The sequence below is a fragment of the Cupriavidus sp. HMR-1 genome (assembly GCF_000319775.1).
Taxonomy (GTDB): domain Bacteria; phylum Pseudomonadota; class Gammaproteobacteria; order Burkholderiales; family Burkholderiaceae; genus Cupriavidus; species Cupriavidus metallidurans.
Genome location: NZ_ANKP01000247.1, coordinates 1 through 19,461, shown reverse-complemented (window position 1 = coordinate 19,461; position 19,461 = coordinate 1). Strand labels below are relative to the sequence as shown.

Annotated in this window: 16 protein-coding genes and 1 pseudogene; 13 read left to right on the top strand and 4 right to left on the bottom strand. The window is 65.0% G+C overall.

The features are described 5' to 3' along the window. Positions 1-27: 27 nt before the first annotated feature. From D769_RS26170 to D769_RS26160, 3 genes are all read left to right on the top strand, one after another. The gene (locus D769_RS26170; protein ID WP_040011276.1) at positions 28-1,458 is read left to right on the top strand and encodes an MFS transporter; all 1,431 of its coding nucleotides are present in this window, start codon (positions 28-30) and stop codon (positions 1,456-1,458) included. A 121-nt stretch (positions 1,459-1,579) separates the two neighbouring features. Further along, the gene (locus D769_RS26165) at positions 1,580-1,771 is read left to right on the top strand and encodes a hypothetical protein (RefSeq protein WP_008651177.1); all 192 of its coding nucleotides are present in this window, start codon (positions 1,580-1,582) and stop codon (positions 1,769-1,771) included. Next, complete coding sequence (locus D769_RS26160; RefSeq protein WP_008651176.1) at positions 1,768-2,169, top strand: type II toxin-antitoxin system VapC family toxin; 402 nt, start codon at positions 1,768-1,770, stop codon at positions 2,167-2,169. Before D769_RS26165 ends, D769_RS26160 begins: the two co-directional genes overlap by 4 nt. A 207-nt stretch (positions 2,170-2,376) precedes the next feature. On the opposite strand, the gene D769_RS26155 is transcribed toward D769_RS26160, so the two are convergent. Next, complete coding sequence (locus D769_RS26155; RefSeq protein ID WP_008651175.1) at positions 2,377-3,096, bottom strand: SDR family NAD(P)-dependent oxidoreductase; 720 nt, start codon at positions 3,094-3,096, stop codon at positions 2,377-2,379. 242 nt (positions 3,097-3,338) lie between these two features. Here D769_RS26155 and D769_RS26150 point away from each other — a divergent pair, with 242 nt between their 5' ends. Continuing rightward, positions 3,339-4,142 carry a DMT family transporter gene (locus D769_RS26150; protein WP_241227908.1) on the top strand — a complete coding sequence of 268 codons (804 nt, stop codon included), beginning with the start codon at positions 3,339-3,341 and terminating at the stop codon, positions 4,140-4,142. On the opposite strand, the gene D769_RS26145 is transcribed toward D769_RS26150, so the two are convergent. After that, a complete protein-coding gene (locus D769_RS26145; protein WP_008651173.1) occupies positions 4,139-4,744 on the bottom strand; it encodes a GNAT family N-acetyltransferase in 606 nt (201 codons plus the stop codon). The genes D769_RS26150 and D769_RS26145 overlap by 4 nt on opposite strands. An 88-nt stretch (positions 4,745-4,832) precedes the next feature. On the opposite strand from D769_RS26145, the gene D769_RS26140 reads away from it, so the two are divergent. The 9 genes from D769_RS26140 to D769_RS26100 all read left to right on the top strand — a co-directional run bounded on the left by D769_RS26140 (position 4,833) and on the right by D769_RS26100 (position 16,756). Beyond that, the gene (locus D769_RS26140; protein WP_008651171.1) at positions 4,833-5,303 is read left to right on the top strand and encodes a helix-turn-helix domain-containing protein; all 471 of its coding nucleotides are present in this window, start codon (positions 4,833-4,835) and stop codon (positions 5,301-5,303) included. 312 nt (positions 5,304-5,615) lie between these two features. Beyond that, positions 5,616-6,941, top strand: coding sequence for an MFS transporter (locus D769_RS26135; RefSeq protein WP_008651168.1), 1,326 nt, complete (start codon positions 5,616-5,618; stop codon positions 6,939-6,941). A gap of 37 nt (positions 6,942-6,978) precedes the next feature. Continuing rightward, a complete protein-coding gene (gene nirB / locus D769_RS26130) occupies positions 6,979-9,540 on the top strand; it encodes a nitrite reductase large subunit NirB (protein WP_008651166.1) in 2,562 nt (853 codons plus the stop codon). Positions 9,541-9,565: 25 nt separating this feature from the next. Beyond that, positions 9,566-9,973: a nitrite reductase small subunit NirD gene (nirD, locus tag D769_RS26125; RefSeq protein ID WP_008651162.1), complete on the top strand. Its 408-nt coding sequence runs from the start codon at positions 9,566-9,568 to the stop codon at positions 9,971-9,973. Positions 9,974-10,027: 54 nt separating this feature from the next. Beyond that, positions 10,028-11,269 carry an FAD-dependent oxidoreductase gene (locus D769_RS26120; RefSeq protein WP_008651159.1) on the top strand — a complete coding sequence of 414 codons (1,242 nt, stop codon included), beginning with the start codon at positions 10,028-10,030 and terminating at the stop codon, positions 11,267-11,269. 18 nt (positions 11,270-11,287) lie between these two features. Beyond that, entirely contained in the window at positions 11,288-14,035 is a 2,748-nt protein-coding gene (locus D769_RS26115; RefSeq protein WP_008651155.1) for a nitrate reductase, read from the top strand. 132 nt (positions 14,036-14,167) lie between these two features. Continuing rightward, positions 14,168-14,794 carry a PAS domain-containing protein gene (locus tag D769_RS26110; RefSeq protein ID WP_008651153.1) on the top strand — a complete coding sequence of 209 codons (627 nt, stop codon included), beginning with the start codon at positions 14,168-14,170 and terminating at the stop codon, positions 14,792-14,794. Continuing rightward, positions 14,784-15,764, top strand: a complete 981-nt coding sequence (locus tag D769_RS26105) for an ornithine cyclodeaminase family protein (RefSeq protein WP_008651151.1) — start codon at positions 14,784-14,786, stop codon at positions 15,762-15,764. Before D769_RS26110 ends, D769_RS26105 begins: the two co-directional genes overlap by 11 nt. Positions 15,765-15,787: 23 nt before the next feature. Then, positions 15,788-16,756, top strand: a complete 969-nt coding sequence (locus D769_RS26100) for a threo-3-hydroxy-L-aspartate ammonia-lyase (RefSeq protein ID WP_008651148.1) — start codon at positions 15,788-15,790, stop codon at positions 16,754-16,756. A 54-nt stretch (positions 16,757-16,810) separates the two neighbouring features. Here the strand turns inward: D769_RS26100 and mdtD are convergent. Continuing rightward, positions 16,811-18,229, bottom strand: a pseudogene (gene mdtD, locus D769_RS26095) (multidrug transporter subunit MdtD). A gap of 204 nt (positions 18,230-18,433) precedes the next feature. Continuing rightward, positions 18,434-19,461, bottom strand: a 1,028-nt coding sequence (locus tag D769_RS26090; RefSeq protein WP_008651145.1) for a bifunctional UDP-4-keto-pentose/UDP-xylose synthase, incomplete at its 5' end; no start/stop codon positions are given.

The following is a 19,461-nucleotide window of genomic DNA, read 5'->3' as shown; positions in this document are numbered from 1 at the left end:
CAAGACACCCCCGGAAAGGAGCCCTCCATCCCCGGCCGGCAATCCGACATTCCCGCACGCCTCGATCGCCTGCCATGGTCCGCCTGGCACTGGCGCGTCGCGATCGCCTTGGGCATCGCCTGGGTGCTGGACGGCCTGGAAGTCACGCTGGTCGGCTCGGTCGGCGCGGTGCTCGAGAGGCCGGACACACTTGCGCTCACTGCCACGCAGGTCGGCTGGTCCGGTTCGCTTTACGTGCTCGGCGCCGTGGTCGGCGCGCTTGCCTTCGGCCGCATGGCTGACAGGCTCGGCCGCAAGAAGCTGTTCCTGGCCACGCTGTTCGTCTACATGGCGGCGACGCTGGCAACCGCGTTCTCCCCCAACTTCGCGTTCTTCGCGGCCTGCCGCTTCCTGACCGGGCTTGGCATCGGCGGCGAGTACGCAGCCATTAATTCGGCGATCGACGAACTGATTCCTGCCCGCGTGCGCGGCAGGGTCAATCTGGCGATCAACGGCAGCTTCTGGCTGGGTGCGGCACTCGGTGCCGGCCTGAGTCTGCTTCTGCTGGATCCACGGGTGCTGGGCCCCGCATGGGGCTGGCGCGCATGCTTCGCGCTGGGCGCGCTGCTGGCAGTGGCGATCGTGTTGATCCGGCGCCATGTACCGGAAAGCCCGCGCTGGCTGGCCACGCACGGCCGCCATGCCGAAGCCGAGCAGGTGATCGCAGGTATCGAGGCAGCGATCACCCGACGGCACGGTCCGCTGCCCCCGGTCCATGACGCGGCGCTGGTCTACTACGGGGGCAAACCCGTGCCTCCCCTGCGCGACGTCGTGCGGTTGCTGGTCCGTCGCTACCGGACACGCAGCGCCGTCACCTTCGCCCTGATGGTGGCGCAGGCCTTCTTCTACAACGCGATCTTCTTTACCTACGCCCTGGTGCTGACACGCTTCCTGGGCGTGCCGGAGGAACGCGTCGCGCTCTATATTTTTCCGTTCGCGATCGGCAACGCCCTGGGGCCGCTGTTGCTCGGCCCGCTGTTCGACCGCATCGGCCGCCGCAAGATGATTGCGCTGACCTATGTGCTCTCCGGCATCGGGCTGGCCGCCACCGGATGGGCATTCATGTCCGGCTGGCTAGACGCCAGATCGCAAGCGCTGTGCTGGTCCGCAGTGTTCTTCCTGGCCTCGGCCGCAGCCAGTTCGGCCTACCTGACCGCCAGCGAAGTGTTCCCGCTCGAAATGCGGGCGCTGGCGATCTCCGTGTTCTACGCGGTGGGCACGGGCGTCGGCGGGTTCATCGCGCCCGTGCTGTTCGGAGCGTTGATCGAAACGGGTAGCCGGGGCGCCGTGGCGGTGGGCTATGCCATCGGCGCAACCCTGGTCATCGTGGCGGGGGCGATGGCCCTGAAGTACGGGGTGGATGCCGAGCGAAAGCCGCTGGAGGAAGTCGCACCGCCATTGGGGACCGATGACGAGTGAGCGCGGCGGCAGAGCATGGCGTGGGCGGGCATTTTGAGAACCGTCCCATATCGCGCAGGTTTCGCAGGCTCCAGACTGGAGAAGCCATGCAATTGGGCATGGGGATTACTGGAGCTACGCAATGAGATATTCCGGCCAGAACATACTTGAAACTGAAACCCCAGGACCGGTCATTGAGCGCGACGAAAGCTTGCTCGACAACGTCAAGGACATCTTTGACATGGCCGGTTGGTTTATCAATCCCACCAATGTTCCACTGACCATTGAGCGTATGAACGAGATCATCGCGGAAGCCGGAACATCTGCTCGATGATCGGACTCGACACGAATGTGCTGGTTCGATTCTTCGCTCAGGAAATTAGTGCTGAAGGACAGCTGGCACATGCGCTACTCCGTCAACTGACGCCAGAACACCCGGGCTTTGTTTCGCTGGTTGCGATTACGGAACTCGCCTGGGTACTGGCTCGCTCTTACCACGCCACGCGCCGGGAGATCCAGCGCGTGGTCGAATCCCTCCTCGGTTGGCCAGCTCTGCTGATAGAGGCACATGACATCGTGCAACGCGCGGCGCACCGGTTCGCGAAGGCTTCGTGCGATTTTGCCGACTGCCTGATTGAACGTGCGGGCAACGAATTCGGCTGCAGCGTCACTCTGACCTTTGACAAGGTGGCCGCCCGAGATCAAGGGTTCGTGTTGCTATCAGCAAGATAAAGGGAAGTCCGAACTGCTCTATCCTGATCGATCATTGAGAGCGATGCCTTTGGCTAAGAAGCAGTTTCAGAATGAAGCGAGGCGGTTATGGCTAGGCGGGGGCAGCAGACAGCACAAGTAGTAAGGCAAGGCCCCGCAGCGACGCCAGAATCTTTTTGAAACGGCTTCTAACTGCCCTATTCCCAGTGAAATCGTCCGAGACCCAGATCAACTCAACCCATCCAGCACCATATGCTGCCCATGAACCGCTTCTGCCGCGTCAGAGGCCAGGAACGCCACTGCCCGTGCCGCGGCGCCGGTCGATACCCAACGCGTATGGTCCGCCGAAGGCATGGCCTGACGATTGGCCGGGGTATCGAGGATACTCGGGGCCACGCTGTTGACGTTGATGCCTGCCCCCCTTACCTCATGCGACAGGCTTTCCACGAGCCGTTGCAGCGCGCTCTTCGATGCCGCATAGGCCGCCATCGTCGCCACCCCGGCCATGGCACCACGCGCCGACACCGCAACGACCTTGCCGTGCCTCTGGAACAGCATGGCCGGAATGAAGTGACTGGTGACCGCAACGAAGGACCACGCATTCAGGTCCATCATCCGCATCCACGATTCCCGGCTCATGGCGTGAGTGGCCTCGCCCATTTCAAAGCCGCCGGCCACGTGCACCAGGACGTCCACCGTGCCGAAGGCGTCGAGGATTGCCGCCGCAACCGGTGCCATGGCGGTGTCCGACGTGACATCGGCCGCGTGAAGCAGCGTGCCGCCATGATCGGGCTCAGGATGAGCGAATACGCTTTGCAGGTGCTGCAGGTCCCGGTCGATCAGCGCCAATCTGGCGCCCTCGGCGGCAAAGCGGCTGGCCACTGCACGGCCTAGCGCGCCGGCGGCCCCGGTGATGACGACATGACGACGGGCAGCGGTTGAGTCCATGAAAGGCTCCAAGGTAAGGGTTCTTCAACGATAGCCCTCCGCCGGCCGTCTCGCAAAAATGCTGCGCCGCAGAAAAAACTGTACAGCGCATCCAACCGTCATCTGTGTATGGCACCCGACGTAGCGCTCAGGCATGATGCCGCACCGCCCCAATTGGGGACTGATTCCCCGGACAAGAATTGCCTCTCTCGCGCATAAAACAAAGCGACAGCCTGCTGGCCGTGCTGGCCCTGATCGGCTCCATGGCGTCGCTCTGCATCGGCACATCATTTGCCAAAAGCCTGTTTGCGTCGATCGGCGCACAGGGCACCACCGCGCTGCGGGTGAGCTTTGCGGCGGTGATCCTGATCTGCGTCTGGCGCCCCTGGCGTTTTCCGCTCTCCGGCAAGAATGCCCGCGCCATCGCCCTTTATGGCGCCGCGCTGGGCGGGACCAACCTGCTGTTCTACATGTCGCTGCGGACGATCCCGCTCGGGTTGGCGATTGCCATCGAATTCACCGGTCCATTGGCGGTTGCCGTGCTTTCGTCACGCCGCGCGATCGACTTTCTGTGGATTGGCTGCGCGGTCACCGGACTGATACTGCTGCTGCCGCTTGGCGAAGCCGCCGCGCACCTCGATCCCGTAGGCATTGGCTTCGCGCTCGCCGCAGGGGTAGGCTGGGCGCTGTACATCGTGTTCGGACAGATGGCGGGCAACGCCCATGGCGGCCAGGCGACGTCCCTGGGAATGACCATGGCGGCATTGGTGGCCCTGCCATTCGGACTCGGCCACGCCGGCTTGGAGATGTTCAGTCCGGCTCTTCTGCTTTCCGGCCTGGCGGTCGGCATTCTTTCCAGCGCGATCCCGTATTCGCTGGAAATGGTAGCCCTCAAGCGGCTCCCCCGGCGCACATTCGGCATCTTGTTGAGTCTGGAGCCAGCCATGGGCGCCCTGGCGGGCCTGGCATTCCTGAACGAACAACTGACGCCGATTCAGTGGGTAGCGATTGCCGCAATCATCGTCGCGTCGATTGGTTGTACGGCTACGTCGAGAAGCAAACGTTAATGGGCGGCGAACCAGTCGCGCGGCATCCGGTGATCGCGCGCTGACGCCCTCGTCTCTGCAAGGGTCAGGCTGACCTCATGCAGAAAGTTGTCCTCAGGGTTGCGGCGCGCCGAGAATCCGCAGTCCCGCATGATCGCCAACATCCGGCGGTTCTCGCTGAGAACGTCACCCCGCATTCCACGCAGTTGCCCCGATCTCGCCAGCTGCTGGAGCCGCTGTATCAACCGGCGACCCAGTCCCTGGCCCTGCCACGCATCGGCAACCACAACGGCCAGTTCGGCAACATCCTCTTCGTTCACCACATATTCGGCATTGGCGACGATGGTTTCGGCGCCATCCGCTTCGCGATACGTCACCACGAGTGCCACGTCCTCGGCTTTCCGATGGCTCACGAAGCCTTGAACGATCTCGTCGGTCACGCGCCCACCAGTCAGGAAGCGGAAGTAGCGGCTTTCGCGTGACAAGCTGTCGACAAACATCCGCAGCCCGGCCTGATCCGCCCCGCGCGCGGGCCGAAGCGTCAACCGAGCGCCGCTGCGGCCGGTCCAGTTTTCTTCACTGATCGGTGTCGCCACCTGATTGGCGTCTTCGACACGGCCCATGGTCCGCTCCTGACTACGTTTTGTATAGTCAGGACTATAGTCGAAACCCTAACTTTTGCAAATGAAGTTAGGGTGCTATTCTCAAAGCATGACCACGCCACCGCCCGTCGACCTCACGAACTGCTCGATAGCCGCCACGCTCTCGTTGATTGGCGAGAAGTGGACGATTCTTATCTTGCGCGATGTGTTCTCCGGGGTACGCCGCTTCGATGACTTCCTCGAGCGCCTGCAATGCTCGCCGGCCGTACTGTCGGCGCGGCTCAAGACGTTGACCGAGGCGGGATTGCTGCGCAAGGTCAGCTACAAGGAGCCTGGCGAGCGGGAACGCTTTGCCTACCATCCGACGCGGGCTGCGGTCGATCTGCTTCCCGTCCTGGTCGGACTGATGCAATGGGGAGACGCCCATATGGCCGCCGACGGTGGCGGCCCGGCCGAAGTCCGCTCCAAGCTCTCCGGACTCAAGGTGCGTGCCGCGTTGATCGACGAGGCTGGGGAAGCTGTCTCACCTTCGGACATGCAACTGCTGGCCGTCCCCGCCTCCACCGACGCGGCCGCCTGAGCCAACGCACCGCTTGCACACATTGCACCGCACCATTCCCGTGCGAACGCCCAATACTGGCGCTGCACCATGTCGCGTCAATGTGCGCGCTCTTCCACCCGATGATCGGGCCACGCCCCGATAAACCTCCAAAGCGGCATTCGCGCACGCTGGCACGACGCTTGCGTTACTAAGCGCGGGCCGGTCAACGGCGATCCGCCCACCCCACACAGCCGCGGCTCCCTTTGAGAGCCGCAGGCAGGACAACGGCGTCCCCAGAACTGGCCCATCGGGTCGGACTCTCGGGACGCCTTTTGTTTTTGGAGCAAGAGGATGAACGGCAAAGCCACCCGGATCGATCTGCTGAGTTTCAGGACGCCGCAGATGCGCGCCTTCCACCTGACCTGGATGGCCTTCTTCGTCTGTTTCTTTGCGTGGTTTGCCTGCGCGCCGCTCATGCCGGTGCTCAAAGGCGAATTCGGCCTGACGCCAAATCAGATCGCCAATATCAATATCGCCGCCGTCGCCGTGACCATCCTGGTGCGACTGGTGATCGGCCCCCTGTGCGACCGCTTTGGCCCGCGCAAGACCTACACCGGCCTGCTGGCGATTGGCGCCCTGCCCGTGCTCGGCGTGGCCTTCGCCCAGAACTACGAGACCTTCCTGTTCTTTCGCCTGCTGATCGGCGCGGTCGGCGCCAGCTTCGTGATCACGCAGTACCACACGTCGGTGATGTTCGCGCCGAACGTGGTGGGCACCGCCAATGCGGCGTCCGCTGGCTGGGGCAACGCAGGTGGCGGCGCCGCCCAAGGCCTGATGCCACTGCTGCTGGCCGCGATCCTGTTTCTCGGCGTCGATCACACCATGGGCTGGCGCGTGGCGCTGCTGGTCCCTGGCATCCTGATGCTGGTCATGGCCGTCGTCTACTGGCGCTTCACGCAGGACTGCCCCGAAGGCAACTTCTCCGACCTGCGTGCCCGTGGCATCGCCATTAGCGGTGGCAAAGACGGTGGCAAGGGCGGTGGCGGCTGGGCCAGCTTCCGCGCCGCCAGCGCCAACTACCGCGTCTGGATGCTGTTCATCACCTACGGCGCCTGCTTCGGCGTGGAAATCTTCATTCACAACGTGGCCGCCACGTTCTACGTCGATCGCTTCGGCCTGTCGCTTTCGGCCGCCGGCATGGCCGCCGCGAGCTTCGGTCTGCTGGCCCTGTTTGCCCGCGCGCTGGGCGGCTACGTATCGGACAAGCTGGCCATGCGTCGCGGCCTCGACGCCCGCTCGCTGATCCTGTTTGTCTTCATCCTCGGCGAGGGTCTGGGCCTGCTCGGTTTCGCTCACGCCTCCACGGCCACCACTGCGGTCGCAGCGATGCTGGTTTTCGGGCTGTTCACGCACATGGCCTGCGGTGCGACGTACGCGCTGGTGCCGTTCATCGACCGCAAGGCACTTGGCGGCGTGGCCGGCATCATCGGCGCCGGCGGCAATGTGGGCGCAGTGGCGGCGGGCTTCCTGATGAAGGGCCTCGGCGACCTGCAGCAGACCCTGACGTGGCTCGGCGTGGCCGCCACACTGGCCGCCCTGTGCGCGATCGCGGTGCGCTTCAGCGCCGAGCACAAGGCCCAGGAGCAGGCGCTCTACGACAGCGCGCTCGCCAACTGAATTCCACAAGACATTCCCTTCGGACAAGGAAAGCATCATGAAGATCATCATCGTCGGGCATGGCATGGTCGGCCACAAGTTCCTGGAATGCCTCGCGGATGCCGGCGCGCAGGACCTCGAGGTGACGGTGCTTTGCGAGGAGCCCCGCCCCGCCTACGATCGCGTCCACCTGTCCGAGTTCTTCGCCGGCAAGTCCGCCGAGGATCTGTCGCTGGTGCCTGAAGGCTTCTTCGCCCAGCACAACAACATGCTGCTGCGCCTGAACGCGAAGGCCACGGCCATCGACACAGCCGCGAAGACCGTCACCACCTCCACCGGCGAGACGCTCGGCTACGACAAGCTCGTGCTCGCCACCGGCTCCTATCCGTTTGTGCCCCCGCTGCCCGGCAAGGATCGCAAGGACACTTTCGTCTACCGCACGATCGAGGACCTCGAGGCGATGCTCGAATGCGGCCAGCGCGCGACGTCGGGCGTGGTGATCGGCGGCGGCCTGCTTGGCCTGGAGTGCGCCAAGGCGCTGCGCGACATGGGTCTGCAGACCCACGTTGTGGAGTTCGCCCCGCGCCTGATGGCGGTGCAGGTCGATGATGGCGGTGGCCGGATGCTGCGCCAGAAGATCGAGGAACTGGGCGTGACGGCGCACACCGGCAAGAACACGCTGGAGATCGTCGATGGCACCGAAGGCACGCATCGCATGAACTTCGCCGATGGCACGCACCTGGACACTGACATGATCGTGTTCTCGGCCGGCATCCGCCCGCGCGACGAGCTGGCACGCGCCAGCGGCCTGACGATCGGCGCGCGCGGCGGCATCGTGATCGACAACAACTGCCTGACGTCGGATCCGCACGTCTACGCCATCGGCGAGTGCGCGCTGTGGGACGGCAAGATCTATGGCCTGGTGGCCCCGGGCTACGACATGGCCCGCGTAGCCGCCCGGCATCTGCGCGGCGAAGCCTCGGAGTTCGCTGGCGCCGACATGAGCACCAAGCTCAAGCTGATGGGCGTGGACGTGGCCAGCATCGGTGACCCGCACGGCAACGAACCGGGTAGCCGTTCCTACCAGTTCACCGACGAACGCAAGCAGATCTACAAGAAGCTGGTGGTATCCGAGTGCGGCAAGTTCCTGCTCGGCGGCGTGCTGGTTGGCGATGCCGCCGAGTACGGCACGCTGCTGCAGATGATGTTGAACCGGATCGAACTGCCGGAATCTCCGGAGTTCCTGATCCTTCCTGCCTCCGATGGAAAGGCCCGGCCTGCGCTCGGCGCCGACGCGCTGCCGGATACCGCCCAGATCTGCTCGTGCAACAACGTCAGCAAGGGCGAGATCTGCGGCGCCGTGTGCGATGGCGCCACCACCATCGGCGCGCTGAAATCGTGCACCAAGGCCGGCACCGCGTGCGGTGGCTGCGTGCCGCTGGTCACGCAGATCATGAAGGCGGAAATGAAGAAGCAAGGCATGGCCGTGAACAACCATGTCTGCGAGCACTTTCCGTACTCGCGTCAGGAGCTCTACCACCTGGTGCGCGTCGGCAAGTTCAAGTCCTTCGATGACCTGCTGGCCGCGCACGGCTCCGGGCTGGGCTGCGACATCTGCAAGCCGACCGTTGGCAGCATCCTGGCGTCGTGCTGGAACGAATTCGTGCTCAAGGAAGAGCACGCCAGCCTGCAGGATTCGAACGACTACTTCCTTGCCAACATCCAGAAGGACGGCACCTACTCAGTGGTCCCGCGCATGCCCGGCGGCGAAGTCACGCCCGATGGCCTGATCGCGGTTGGCCAGATCGCGAAGAAGTACGGCCTCTACACCAAGATCACCGGCGGCGCGCGGGTCGACATGTTCGGCGCGCGACTGGAGGAACTGCCGCTGATCTGGGAAGAACTGATCGCGGCCGGCTTCGAATCGGGCCATGCCTACGGCAAATCGTTGCGCACGGTGAAATCGTGCGTGGGCTCCACGTGGTGCCGCTATGGCGTGGACGACTCCGTCGGCCTGGCCATCGACATCGAGAACCGCTACAAGGGCCTGCGCGCGCCGCACAAGATCAAGTTCGGCGTCTCGGGCTGCACGCGCGAATGCGCCGAGGCGCAAGGCAAGGACGTCGGCATCATCGCCACGGAGCGCGGCTGGAACCTCTACGTGTGCGGCAACGGCGGCATGAAGCCTCGCCACGCGGAACTGCTGGCGGGCGATCTGGACCGCGAAACGCTGATCCGTTACGTCGACCGCTTCCTGATGTTCTACGTGCGCACGGCGGACCGCCTGCAACGCACCAGCACGTGGCGCGACAACCTCGAAGACGGCCTGGATTACCTGAAGTCCGTGATCATCGACGACAAGCTCGGCATCGGCGCCGAACTCGAAACCGAGATGCAGCACGTGGTGGATACGTACGAAGATGAATGGAAGCGCGCCGTCACCGACCCCGAGACGCGCAAGCGCTTCCGCCACTTCGTCAACAGCGACCTGCGCGACGACAACCTCATGTTCCTGGAGGAGCGCGGCCAGGTTCGCCCAGCCACGCAGGAGGAACGAAACTTGCAACGTTCCCGCCTGAGCCACATCCCCGTGGTTGCCGTGCCCGCAAAAGCAGCGTGAAGCCCCCGATTTCAAGGAGAACGTGATGAGCCAAGCCCACCACCCCGAGACCTGGACCGCGATTTGCACCTTGCGCGATATCGTGCCCAATACTGGTGTCTGCGCCCTGGTCGACAGAAAGCAGGTCGCCGTCTTCCGCATCGGCCGCGGCGAGGAGGTCTACGCGCTGGCCAACTTCGACCCGAACGCACAGGCGAACGTGCTGTCGCGGGGTCTGGTCGGCAACCTTGGCCCGCGCACCGTGGTGGCATCGCCGATCTACAAGCACCACTTCGATCTGCGCACCGGCGAATGCCTCGAAGCGCCCGAGCACTCGGTGGATGCTTACACCGCGCGGGTCTACGACGGCAAGGTCTGGGTGGCCACCGCGGCCATGGCCCGCGAGGTGGACGTAGAGGTAGAGGCGGAGGCCGAGGAAGAGCTGGCCGCCTGACCCTCGATCGACACCCCCTCGCCCACGCCAACAGCCAGAATCAGGAAGACGCTCATGACGCCCCCCGTCTCGTCCCACGCCAAGCCGCGACTGGTCGTCGTCGGCAATGGCATGGCCGGAATGCGCACGGTCGAGGAACTGCTGAAGCTGGCGCCGGACCTGTATGACATCACAGTGTTCGGCGCCGAGCCGCACGGCAACTACAACCGCATTCTGCTGTCCCCGGTGCTCGCCGGCGAGAAGACCGTCGACGACATCATGCTGAATACCCGCGCCTGGTATGGCCAGCATGGCATCGAGTTGCTGGCCGGCGATCCGGTCGTTGCAATCGACCGGCCGCGCCGGCTGGTGCGTTCCGCGTCCGGCAAGGAAGTCCGCTATGACCGCCTGCTGCTGGCCACCGGCTCCAAGCCGTTCATCATCCCCGTCCCCGGCCACACGCTCGACGGCGTGATCGCTTTCCGCGATATCCAGGACGTGGAAACAATGCTCCACGCCGCTCGCAATCATCGCCATGCGGTGGTGATCGGCGGCGGCCTGCTTGGCCTCGAAGCGGCCAACGGGCTGATGCGTCAGGGCATGGACGTCACCGTGGTGCACCTGGCCGACAGCCTGATGGAACGCCAGCTCGACAAACCTGCCGCCGAGCTGCTCAAGGCAGCGCTGGAACGCAAGGGTCTGCGCTTCCTGCTCAGCGCGCAGACCGCCGCCGTGCTCGGCAGCGAGCGGGTCACGGGCGTGCTGTTCAAGGACGGCACCCAGATCCCGGCGGACCTTGTAGTGATGACCGCCGGGGTGCGCCCCAACATCGAACTGGCCGCCAGTGCGGGGCTGCGCTGCGAGCGCGCGATCGTCGTCGACGACACGCTGCAGACCTTCGACCCCCGCATCTACGCCGTGGGCGAATGCGTGCAGCACCGACAGGCCACGTTCGGGCTGGTGGCGCCGATCTGGGATCAGGCACGGGTGTGCGCCGCCCACCTGGCAGGTGCCGGCCACCGCCGCTATGTCCAGCAAGCCACTGCTACCAAGCTCAAGGTCACGGGCGTGGACCTGTATTCTGCCGGTGACTTCATCGGCGGCGACAACAGCGAAGACCTCGTGCTGCGCGATCCGCGCCGAGGCATCTACAAGCGTCTGGTGCTGCAGGGTGGCCGGCTTGTCGGTGCCGTGCTCTATGGCGACGTCCAGGACGGCCCGTGGTATTTCGACCTGATCCAGACCGGTCAGCCGGTAGCCGCATTGCGTCAGCGCCTGCTGTTCGGCAAGGCGCAATGCGAGGCCCTTGCGGCATAGCTTTTCCGGGACATCGACGTGAACCTGTCAGATATCGCGGTGGTCGCCACCACCCCCACCAAGACAATCTCCACGACCTGCCCCTACTGCGGCGTAGGCTGCGGCGTGCGCGCCACCGTGCGTGCCGATGGCCTGGTCGACATTGCCGGCGATGCCGATCATGCTTCCAACGCCGGGCGGCTCTGCGTCAAGGGCTCCGCGCTGGGCGAAACGCTCGACCTGAACGGGCGGCTGCTGCATCCGCAAGTGCGCGATGCCGATGGCTCGCTGCGCCGCGTGGACTGGGACGAAGCCCTCGACAAGGTCGCCCGTGGCTTCACGGAGATCATCGCCAGGCACGGTCCCGACGCCGTCGCGCTCTACGTGTCGGGCCAGCTGCTGACCGAGGACTACTACGTCGCCAACAAGCTCATGAAGGGCTTCATCGGCACGGCGAACATCGACACCAACTCGCGCCTGTGCATGTCGTCGGCGGTAGCCGGCCACAAGCGCGCGTTTGGCGAGGACCTTGTTCCGTGCAGCTACGAGGACCTCGAACTGGCCGATCTCGTAATCCTGGTGGGCTCCAATACCGCGTGGTGCCACCCGATCCTGTTCCAGCGCCTGACCCGCGCCAAGGAAGCGCGGCCCGAGATGAAAATCGTCGCGATCGACCCGCGTCGAACCGCCACCTGCGAACTGGCCGACCTGCACCTGCCGCTGCGCGCCGGTACCGATGTGCGGCTGTTCAATGGGTTGTTGAGCTACCTCGCGCGTCACGGTCATGGCGATGACGTCTTCGTGGCGGACCATACCGCTGGCCTTGACGATGCGCTGGCCGTGGCCGACGCCGACGGTGCCGATATCGCCGCCGTGGCACGCGCGTGCAAACTCGCGCCGCAGGATGTGCAGGCGTTCTACGAACTGTTCGCCGCCACGACGAAGGTCGTCACCGCGTTCTCGATGGGCGTGAACCAGTCGTCAGCCGGCACGGACAAGGTCAACAGCATTATCAATTGCCACCTGCTGACCGGCCGGATCGGCCGTCCCGGCATGGGTCCTTTCTCGCTCACGGGCCAGCCCAACGCCATGGGCGGACGCGAAGTCGGCGGACTGGCGAATATGCTCGCGGCTCACATGGAACTGGGCGACCCGCGCCATCGCGACATCGTGCAGGACTTCTGGCACTCGCCTGCCATGGCGGACAAGCCCGGCCTGAAGGCGGTGGACCTGTTCCAGGCCATCGAACAAGGCAAGGTCAAGGCCGTGTGGGTGATCGCCACCAATCCGGTGGTCAGCCTGCCGGACGCCGATCAGGCCCGGCGCGCGCTGGCCCGCTGCGAACTCGTGGTGACGTCGGACATCGTCACGCGCACGGACACCAACGACACCGCGCATATCCTGCTGCCCGCGCTGGGCTGGGGCGAGAAAGACGGCACGGTCACCAACTCCGAGCGGCGCATCTCGCGCCAGCGTGCGTTCCTGCCCGCTCCCGGCGAAGCCCGCGCGGACTGGGACATCCTCTGCGACGTGGCGCGCCGCATGGGATTCGCCGGCTTCGACTACGCCGGCCAGCATGAGATCTTCGACGAGCACGCGCGTCTCAGCGCCTGGCGCAATGGCAGCGGTGGCGGCGATGAAGCGGCGCACGCACCGCGCATGTTCGATATCGGCGGCCTCGCCGGCATGGACCAGTTCGCATACGACACCATGCTGCCCGTGCAATGGCCGCTGCCCGCCATGGCTTCGTCAGGCAAGCAACGCCTGTTCGAGAATGCCCGCTTTGCCTTCGCCGATGGCCGGGCACGCTTCGTCGCCACAGCGGCGCGCGCGCCCGTCCATGCCACCGACGATGAGTTTCCGCTGATCCTGAACACCGGCCGCGTGCGCGATCAATGGCACACGATGACCCGGACGGGCAAAGCCGCCCGCCTGTCGGACCACCTGCCCGAGCCATTCGTCGACATGCATCCGCAGGACGCGCTGCTCTGCGGTGTGGGCGAAGGCAAGCTCGCACGCGTAACCAGCCGTTGGGGCGTGATGATCGGCCGAGTCCGTTTTGGCGGTGGCATTCCGCGCGGCAGCGTCTTCGTGCCAATCCACTGGAACGACCAGTTCAGTTCCGACGCGCGCGTTGGCGCGGTGGTCAATCCGGCCGTCGATCCGGTGTCGGGCGAGCCCGAGTTCAAGCACACGCCCGTACGGGTGGAGGAATTCCGCGTGTCGTGGCACGGCTTCGTGCTGAGCCGCAAGGTGCTTCCCGCTGACGCGCTGACCTGGTGGACACGCATCCAGGGCAAGCATTTCCATCGCTACGAGTTCGCAGGCCGCGATGTCATCACGGATCGCGCCGCGTGGGCACGTGAGCGACTGGGAGCGCAGGCGCCCGACGCGGACTGGCTCGAATTCGAGGATCGCGCCGCGGGCGTCTATCACGCTGGCTACGTCGTCGATGACCGGCTTGAGGCTTGCGTCTATCTCTCGACCCGCCCCGACCTGCCGTCGCGGGCGTGGCTGTCTCAGCTTTTCGGTCAGGCACGCCTGGAAGACAGCGATCGCATCGGCCTGCTACTGGGCCAGCCACTCGAAAAGACAGCCGATGCGGGCCCCACGGTCTGCTCGTGCTTCGGCGTGGGCCGCAACACGATCTGCGACGCGGTACGCCAGCACGACCTCAAGACACCGGCAGAAATCACGGCTTGCGTGAAGGCCGGCGGCAATTGCGGGTCCTGCGTGCCGGAGTTGCGCAAGCTGCTGGTGGAAATCCGGGTGGTGGAAGCGGCTTAACCGATACGCCGACGACAAAGGCGCGGCGGGCCATGTGCCCTCCGCGCCTTTCTTTCGTCCACTTCTTGACATTTATTCCATCTCTATACAAACTGTCCAGAATCATGGCTTCACACACCGAGACCGCCTGACATGGTCAAACGCACCGCCGAGCAGCGTGTCCTGCTCGACCAGATCAAGCAGATTGCCGATGGCCTCGGCCAGACGCTCGCGCCGTTTTGCGAGGTCGTGGTTCATGACCTGCTGGAGCCCGAGCAGTCGATCCTGGCCATCCACAACAACCTGTCCGGCCGCGCCGTTGGCGATCCGACCACCGAGCTTGGTCAGGCACGCATCACCGATCCCGACTACCCGCAGGTTCTGGCCAATTACGCGAACCAGTTCGCGGACGGTCGTCAGGCAAAAAGCACGTCGATCGGCATCAAGGACGCCAGCGGCAACTACATCGCCGCGCTGTGCATGAATGTCGACCTGACGCTGTTCCGCAGCCTGCAGATGGCCATGGGCCAGTTCGTCCAGACCGCCACGGACGGTCCGAAGGAAACACTCGATCCTGCGGGCACCGGTGCGCTGCGCGACCGCATCGACGCCTTCGCCGCGCGGCTGGCCACCACGCCGCGCGCCTTGAAAACCGAGGAACGGCGTGCGCTGCTGGGTGAACTGAAGGCATCGGGGCTGCTCGATGTCCGACGCGCCATGGAAACCGTCGCAGCCCATCTGGGTGTATCGCGCGCAGCCGCCTACAGCTATGTCCGCTAATCAACGATCCGCAGAACTGCTTCTGCTCGACAAGCACGCCGTCGAAGCGGCGCTGCTACCCAACGACGTGCTGGCCGCCGTGCGCGAGGCATTCGTGCTGCACAGCCAGCGTGAGGGACGCGTCTTCCCCGTGGTGCGGGAAAAGCTGGCGACAGGCGGGGTGTTCGGCATCAAGGCCGGCGACGTGGGCAGCCAGAACCTGCTTGGCTTCAAGGCTGCCGGGTTCTGGCCCGGCAACCGCCAGTTGGGCGGAGACACCCACCAGGCCACGATCGTCCTGATCGACCCCGGCACGGGGCGGCCCCTTTGCATCGTCGACGGCAACGCCATTACCACGGCACGCACCGGCGCCGCCGGCGGCATCGGCCTGCAACAACTGGCCCGGCCCGACAGCACGCGCCTCTGCGTCTTTGGCACCGGCGTCCAGGCCCGCGTTCAGCTCGACTTTGCCTTGCGCCTGATGCCCACCTTGCAAACGGTGCGCTATGTTTCGAGCAGTGGCCAGCGCCACGCGGAGCTTGAGGCGGCCTTCCAGGACCGGTGTGAAATCCGGCTGGCGACGGACCGCGATGACGCCGTGGCCAACAGCGACGTGGTAATCACCGCCACCCCGGGCGGCGGCGCCTTGTTCGATGCCCAGGCCGTGCGGCCGGGCACGCACCTGACCTGCGTCGGCGCCGATACCACCGGCAAGCGCGAACTGCCTGCGGGCGTGCTGGAACGCGCGCGCATCGTCGTGGATGACAGCGAACAGGCGCGCCGCATCGGCGAATGCCAATGGGCACCCGATCTCCCATGCATCGAGATTGGCGACCTGCTGACCGGCAAGGCCACGATCACGCGCGAGCCCGCCGATATCACCGTATTCGACATGACCGGACTGGCCCTGCAGGACCTGACGGTCGCCCGCTTCCTGGACCAACGCGCCCGGGCCGATGGCACCGGCACGCGCCTGGCCTGGCCCTGGTAACAACTCTCCTCTCCCTGCCCATCATGACGACCCTGCAACTGCCCACCTACGCCGACGTCGAAGCCGCCGCCAAACGGATCGAAGGCTTTGCCAACCGCACGCCGGTCAACACGTCGCGCACGCTCAACGAAATGCTCGGCGCGGAAGTCTTCTTCAAGTGCGAGAACTTCCAGCGCATGGGCGCGTTCAAGTTCCGTGGCGCGTTCAACGCGCTGGCGAAATTCACCGCCGAACAACGCCGTGGCGGCGTGGTCGCCTTCTCGTCCGGCAATCACGCGCAGGGCATCGCGCTTTCCGCGAAGCTGCTGAACATGCCCGCCACGATCGTGATGCCCCACGACGCTCCGGCCTTGAAGGTAGCGGCGACGCGGGGGTATGGCGCGACCGTGGTGAGCTACGACCGCTACAAGGAAGACCGTGAAGCCATCGGCCGCGACCTGGCCGAAAAGCACGGCATGACGCTGATCCCGCCGTATGACCATCCGGATGTGCTGACGGGCCAGGGCACCGCCGCCAAGGAACTGTTCGAGGAAGTGGGCGCGCTCGACGCCATCTTCACCCCGCTGGGCGGCGGCGGACTGCTCTCCGGCACCGCATTGACCACGCGCGCGCTGGCGCCACAGTGCCAGATCTACGGCGTGGAGCCGGAGGCAGGCAACGACGGCCAGCAATCGTTCCGCAGCGGCTCGATCGTCCATATCGACACCCCGCAGACCATCGCCGACGGCGCCCAGACGCAGCACCTGGGGCACTACACGTTCAGCATCATCAAGCGTGACGTGACTGACATCCTGACCGCGACTGACGCGCAACTGGTCGAGGCCATGCGCTTCTATGCCGAACGGATGAAGATGATCGTCGAACCGACCGGCTGCCTGGGCCTGGCAGCGGTCATGCAGATGAAGGACGCGCTCAAGGGCAAGCGCGTGGGCGTGGTGATCAGCGGCGGCAACGTCGATCTGGAGCGTTTCTGCTCGCTGCTGTCGGCCTGATCCTTCCGCGCATCAAACCAAACCTCAGGCCGGGAATCGCATCCCCGGCCTGCTTCAAACCTCCCCACCCTGCTTCACGTCTTCCCTGGCCTTGTGCCGCTCCGCCTTCTCGGGCGAAAGCTGCATGAAGATCCACGCCGATGCCGACGTAATCAGCCCGACGCAGACGAACGTCGCGTGAAACGCCGGCAGGACGTCGAGGTGATGCTCGCCGATACCCTCCTAGAACGTCGCCAGCAATGCGCCGGCGGATGTCACCGCCAGACTCATCGACAACATCTGCACCATCGACAACATGCTGTTGCCGCTGCTCGCCCGGGTACCACTCAGATCCTTGAGCGTCACGGTGTTCATCGCGGTGAACTGGATCGAATTGACCGCGCCAAAAATCGCCAGTAGCACCACGATGAGCGCCAATGGGCGCGTCGGCGTGATCAGCGCGAACGACGCCATGACAAGTCCCACCACGAATGTGTTCGTCACCAGCACGCGGCGATAGCCATGCCGTTCGATCAGCCACGTGGCCAGACGCTTCGACGCCATGCCGGCGGCCGTGACAGGCAGCATCATCAGGCCGGCATCGAACGGGGAATAGCCGAGGCTGACCTGCAGGGTCAGTGGAATCAGGAACGGCATGGCGCCATTGCCGATACGCGCGAACAGGTTGCCGAGCAGGCCCACGCTGAACGAATGAATCCGGAACAACCTCAGCGGAAACAGCGGCTGCTTGCGCTTGTTGGCGTGGAGCACGTACGCGCTGAGCGCGGCCATGCTGGCGATCAGCAGCATCAGCACCGTGGCGTGCTGGAAGCCCATCTCCGCGAGTCCATCGAGCGAGAACGACAGCGTCACCATGGCAATTGCCAGGAACGCATAGCCAACCGCATCGAACGTGCCGATGCCGGGCAGGCGCGAGTTCGGCATATAGCGGATGGTGGCCAGCACGCCCAGCAGGCCGACCGGCACATTGATCAGGAAGATCCAGTGCCAGGAGAACGTCTGGGTAATCCATCCACCCAGCGTCGGGCCGATCAGCGGACCGATCATGCCCGGGATGGCCACGAAACTCAGCGCCTGCAGATACTGTTCGCGCGGAAACGTACGCAGTACGGAGAGTCGCCCCACGGGCAGCAGCATCGCGCCGCCCGCCCCCTGCACCACGCGGGCGGCGGTCAGGAACGGCAGCGAAGGCGCCGCGGCGCAAAGCAGCGATCCGGCCACGAACAACACGATCGCGATCTGGAAGATGGTTCTTGTGCCGAATTTGTCCGCCAGCCAGCCCGAAGCGGGAATGATGACCGCCATGGTCAGCGAGTAGGCGATGATCACCGACTGCATCCGCAGCGGGCTCTCGCCAAGGCTGTGCGCCATCGAAGGTAAGGCGGTGTTGACGATCGTCGAGTCGAGCGTCTGCATGAAGAAGCCCACCGCCACCACCCACAGCATGAAGCGCAGGCGGCGGTCGATGGGCATCGTGGACGGGTGGTCGGCAGGCGTGGCTGTGGACATGGGCTGGAGGCGGTGCGTGCGCCCTACTGCGCACGGGACGAACCGCAACCATAGGCTCGCACGGCCGCGCTGGCAAGTCCACAAGCCGTGCGGGCGGCGCCGCCATCCTGAAAACCGGGGGCCGGGAGCCATCTTCGATGGCCTGCCGCGCCCCGTCCGGGGTGACGCTCAGTTGTCGGCGTCGACCAGCGTGCGTGCCTCGACCACCTTGTCGCGATACGCCTCGAAGATCCGGCGCAGCGCCTGCTCCATCGACACCTCCGGCTTCCAGCCCAGTTCCGCGATTGTGTTGTCGATCTTCGGCACGCGGTGCTGCACGTCCTGGTAGCCCTTGCCGTAGAAGTCGCCCGACGACGTCTCAACGATCTTCGTCTTGCGCGCTTCCTCGGCGTACTCCGGATACTCGGCCGCCATCTTCAGCATCATCTCGGCCAGCTCGCGCACCGAGTGGATGTTGCCCGGGTTGCCGATGTTGAAGATCTTGCCGTTGGCCACCCCGTCCTTGTTCTCGATGATGCGCATCAGCGCCGAGATGCCGTCCGAAATATCGGCGAACGCACGCTGCTGCGCGCCACCGTCCACCAGCTTGATCGGCTCGCCACGCACGATATGGCCCAGGAACTGCGTGACCACCCGCGACGAACCTTCCTTCGATTCGAAAATCGAGTCCAGCCCTGCGCCGATCCAGTTGAACGGACGGAACAGCGTGTAGTTCAGCCCTTCCTGCATCCCGTAGGCGTGGATCACGCGGTCCATCAGCTGCTTGGAGCAGGCGTAGATCCAGCGCGGCTTGTTGATCGGGCCGTAGATCAGCGGCGAGGCTTCCGGGTCGAACTCTTCGTCGGCGCACATGCCGTACACCTCCGAGGTCGACGGGAACACCAGGTGCTTGCCGTACTTCACCGCGGCGCGCACGATCGGCAGGTTGGCCTCGAAGTCCAGTTCGAACACGCGCAGCGGCTCGCGCACGTACGTGGCCGGCGTGGCGATGGCCACCAGCGGCAGCACCACATCGCACTTGCGGATGTTGTACTCAATCCACTCCTTGTTGATGGTGATGTCACCCTCGAAGAAGTGCATGCGCGGGTGGTTCACCAGATCGCCCAGGCGGTCCGACGACATATCCATGCCGTAGACCTCCCATTGCGTCGTTTCCAGGATGCGGCGCGTCAAATGGTGGCCGATGAAGCCGTTGA

Excerpts from the sequence above, each read along its gene's own strand:
- D769_RS26165 (WP_008651177.1), top strand. The coding sequence starts at position 1,580 with ATGAGATATTCCGGCCAGAACATACTTGAAACTGAAACCCCAGGACCG.
- D769_RS26140 (WP_008651171.1), top strand. The coding sequence starts at position 4,833 with ATGACCACGCCACCGCCCGTCGACCTCACGAACTGCTCGATAGCCGCC.
- D769_RS26160 (WP_008651176.1), top strand. The coding sequence starts at position 1,768 with ATGATCGGACTCGACACGAATGTGCTGGTTCGATTCTTCGCTCAGGAA.
- D769_RS26135 (WP_008651168.1), top strand. The coding sequence starts at position 5,616 with ATGAACGGCAAAGCCACCCGGATCGATCTGCTGAGTTTCAGGACGCCG.
- nirD (WP_008651162.1), top strand. The coding sequence starts at position 9,566 with ATGAGCCAAGCCCACCACCCCGAGACCTGGACCGCGATTTGCACCTTG.
- D769_RS26120 (WP_008651159.1), top strand. The coding sequence starts at position 10,028 with ATGACGCCCCCCGTCTCGTCCCACGCCAAGCCGCGACTGGTCGTCGTC.
- D769_RS26100 (WP_008651148.1), top strand. The coding sequence starts at position 15,788 with ATGACGACCCTGCAACTGCCCACCTACGCCGACGTCGAAGCCGCCGCC.
- D769_RS26105 (WP_008651151.1), top strand. The coding sequence starts at position 14,784 with ATGTCCGCTAATCAACGATCCGCAGAACTGCTTCTGCTCGACAAGCAC.
- nirB (WP_008651166.1), top strand. The coding sequence starts at position 6,979 with ATGAAGATCATCATCGTCGGGCATGGCATGGTCGGCCACAAGTTCCTG.
- D769_RS26110 (WP_008651153.1), top strand. The coding sequence starts at position 14,168 with ATGGTCAAACGCACCGCCGAGCAGCGTGTCCTGCTCGACCAGATCAAG.
- D769_RS26155 (WP_008651175.1), bottom strand. The coding sequence starts at position 3,096 with ATGGACTCAACCGCTGCCCGTCGTCATGTCGTCATCACCGGGGCCGCC.
- D769_RS26150 (WP_241227908.1), top strand. The coding sequence starts at position 3,339 with ATGGCGTCGCTCTGCATCGGCACATCATTTGCCAAAAGCCTGTTTGCG.
- D769_RS26145 (WP_008651173.1), bottom strand. The coding sequence starts at position 4,744 with ATGGGCCGTGTCGAAGACGCCAATCAGGTGGCGACACCGATCAGTGAA.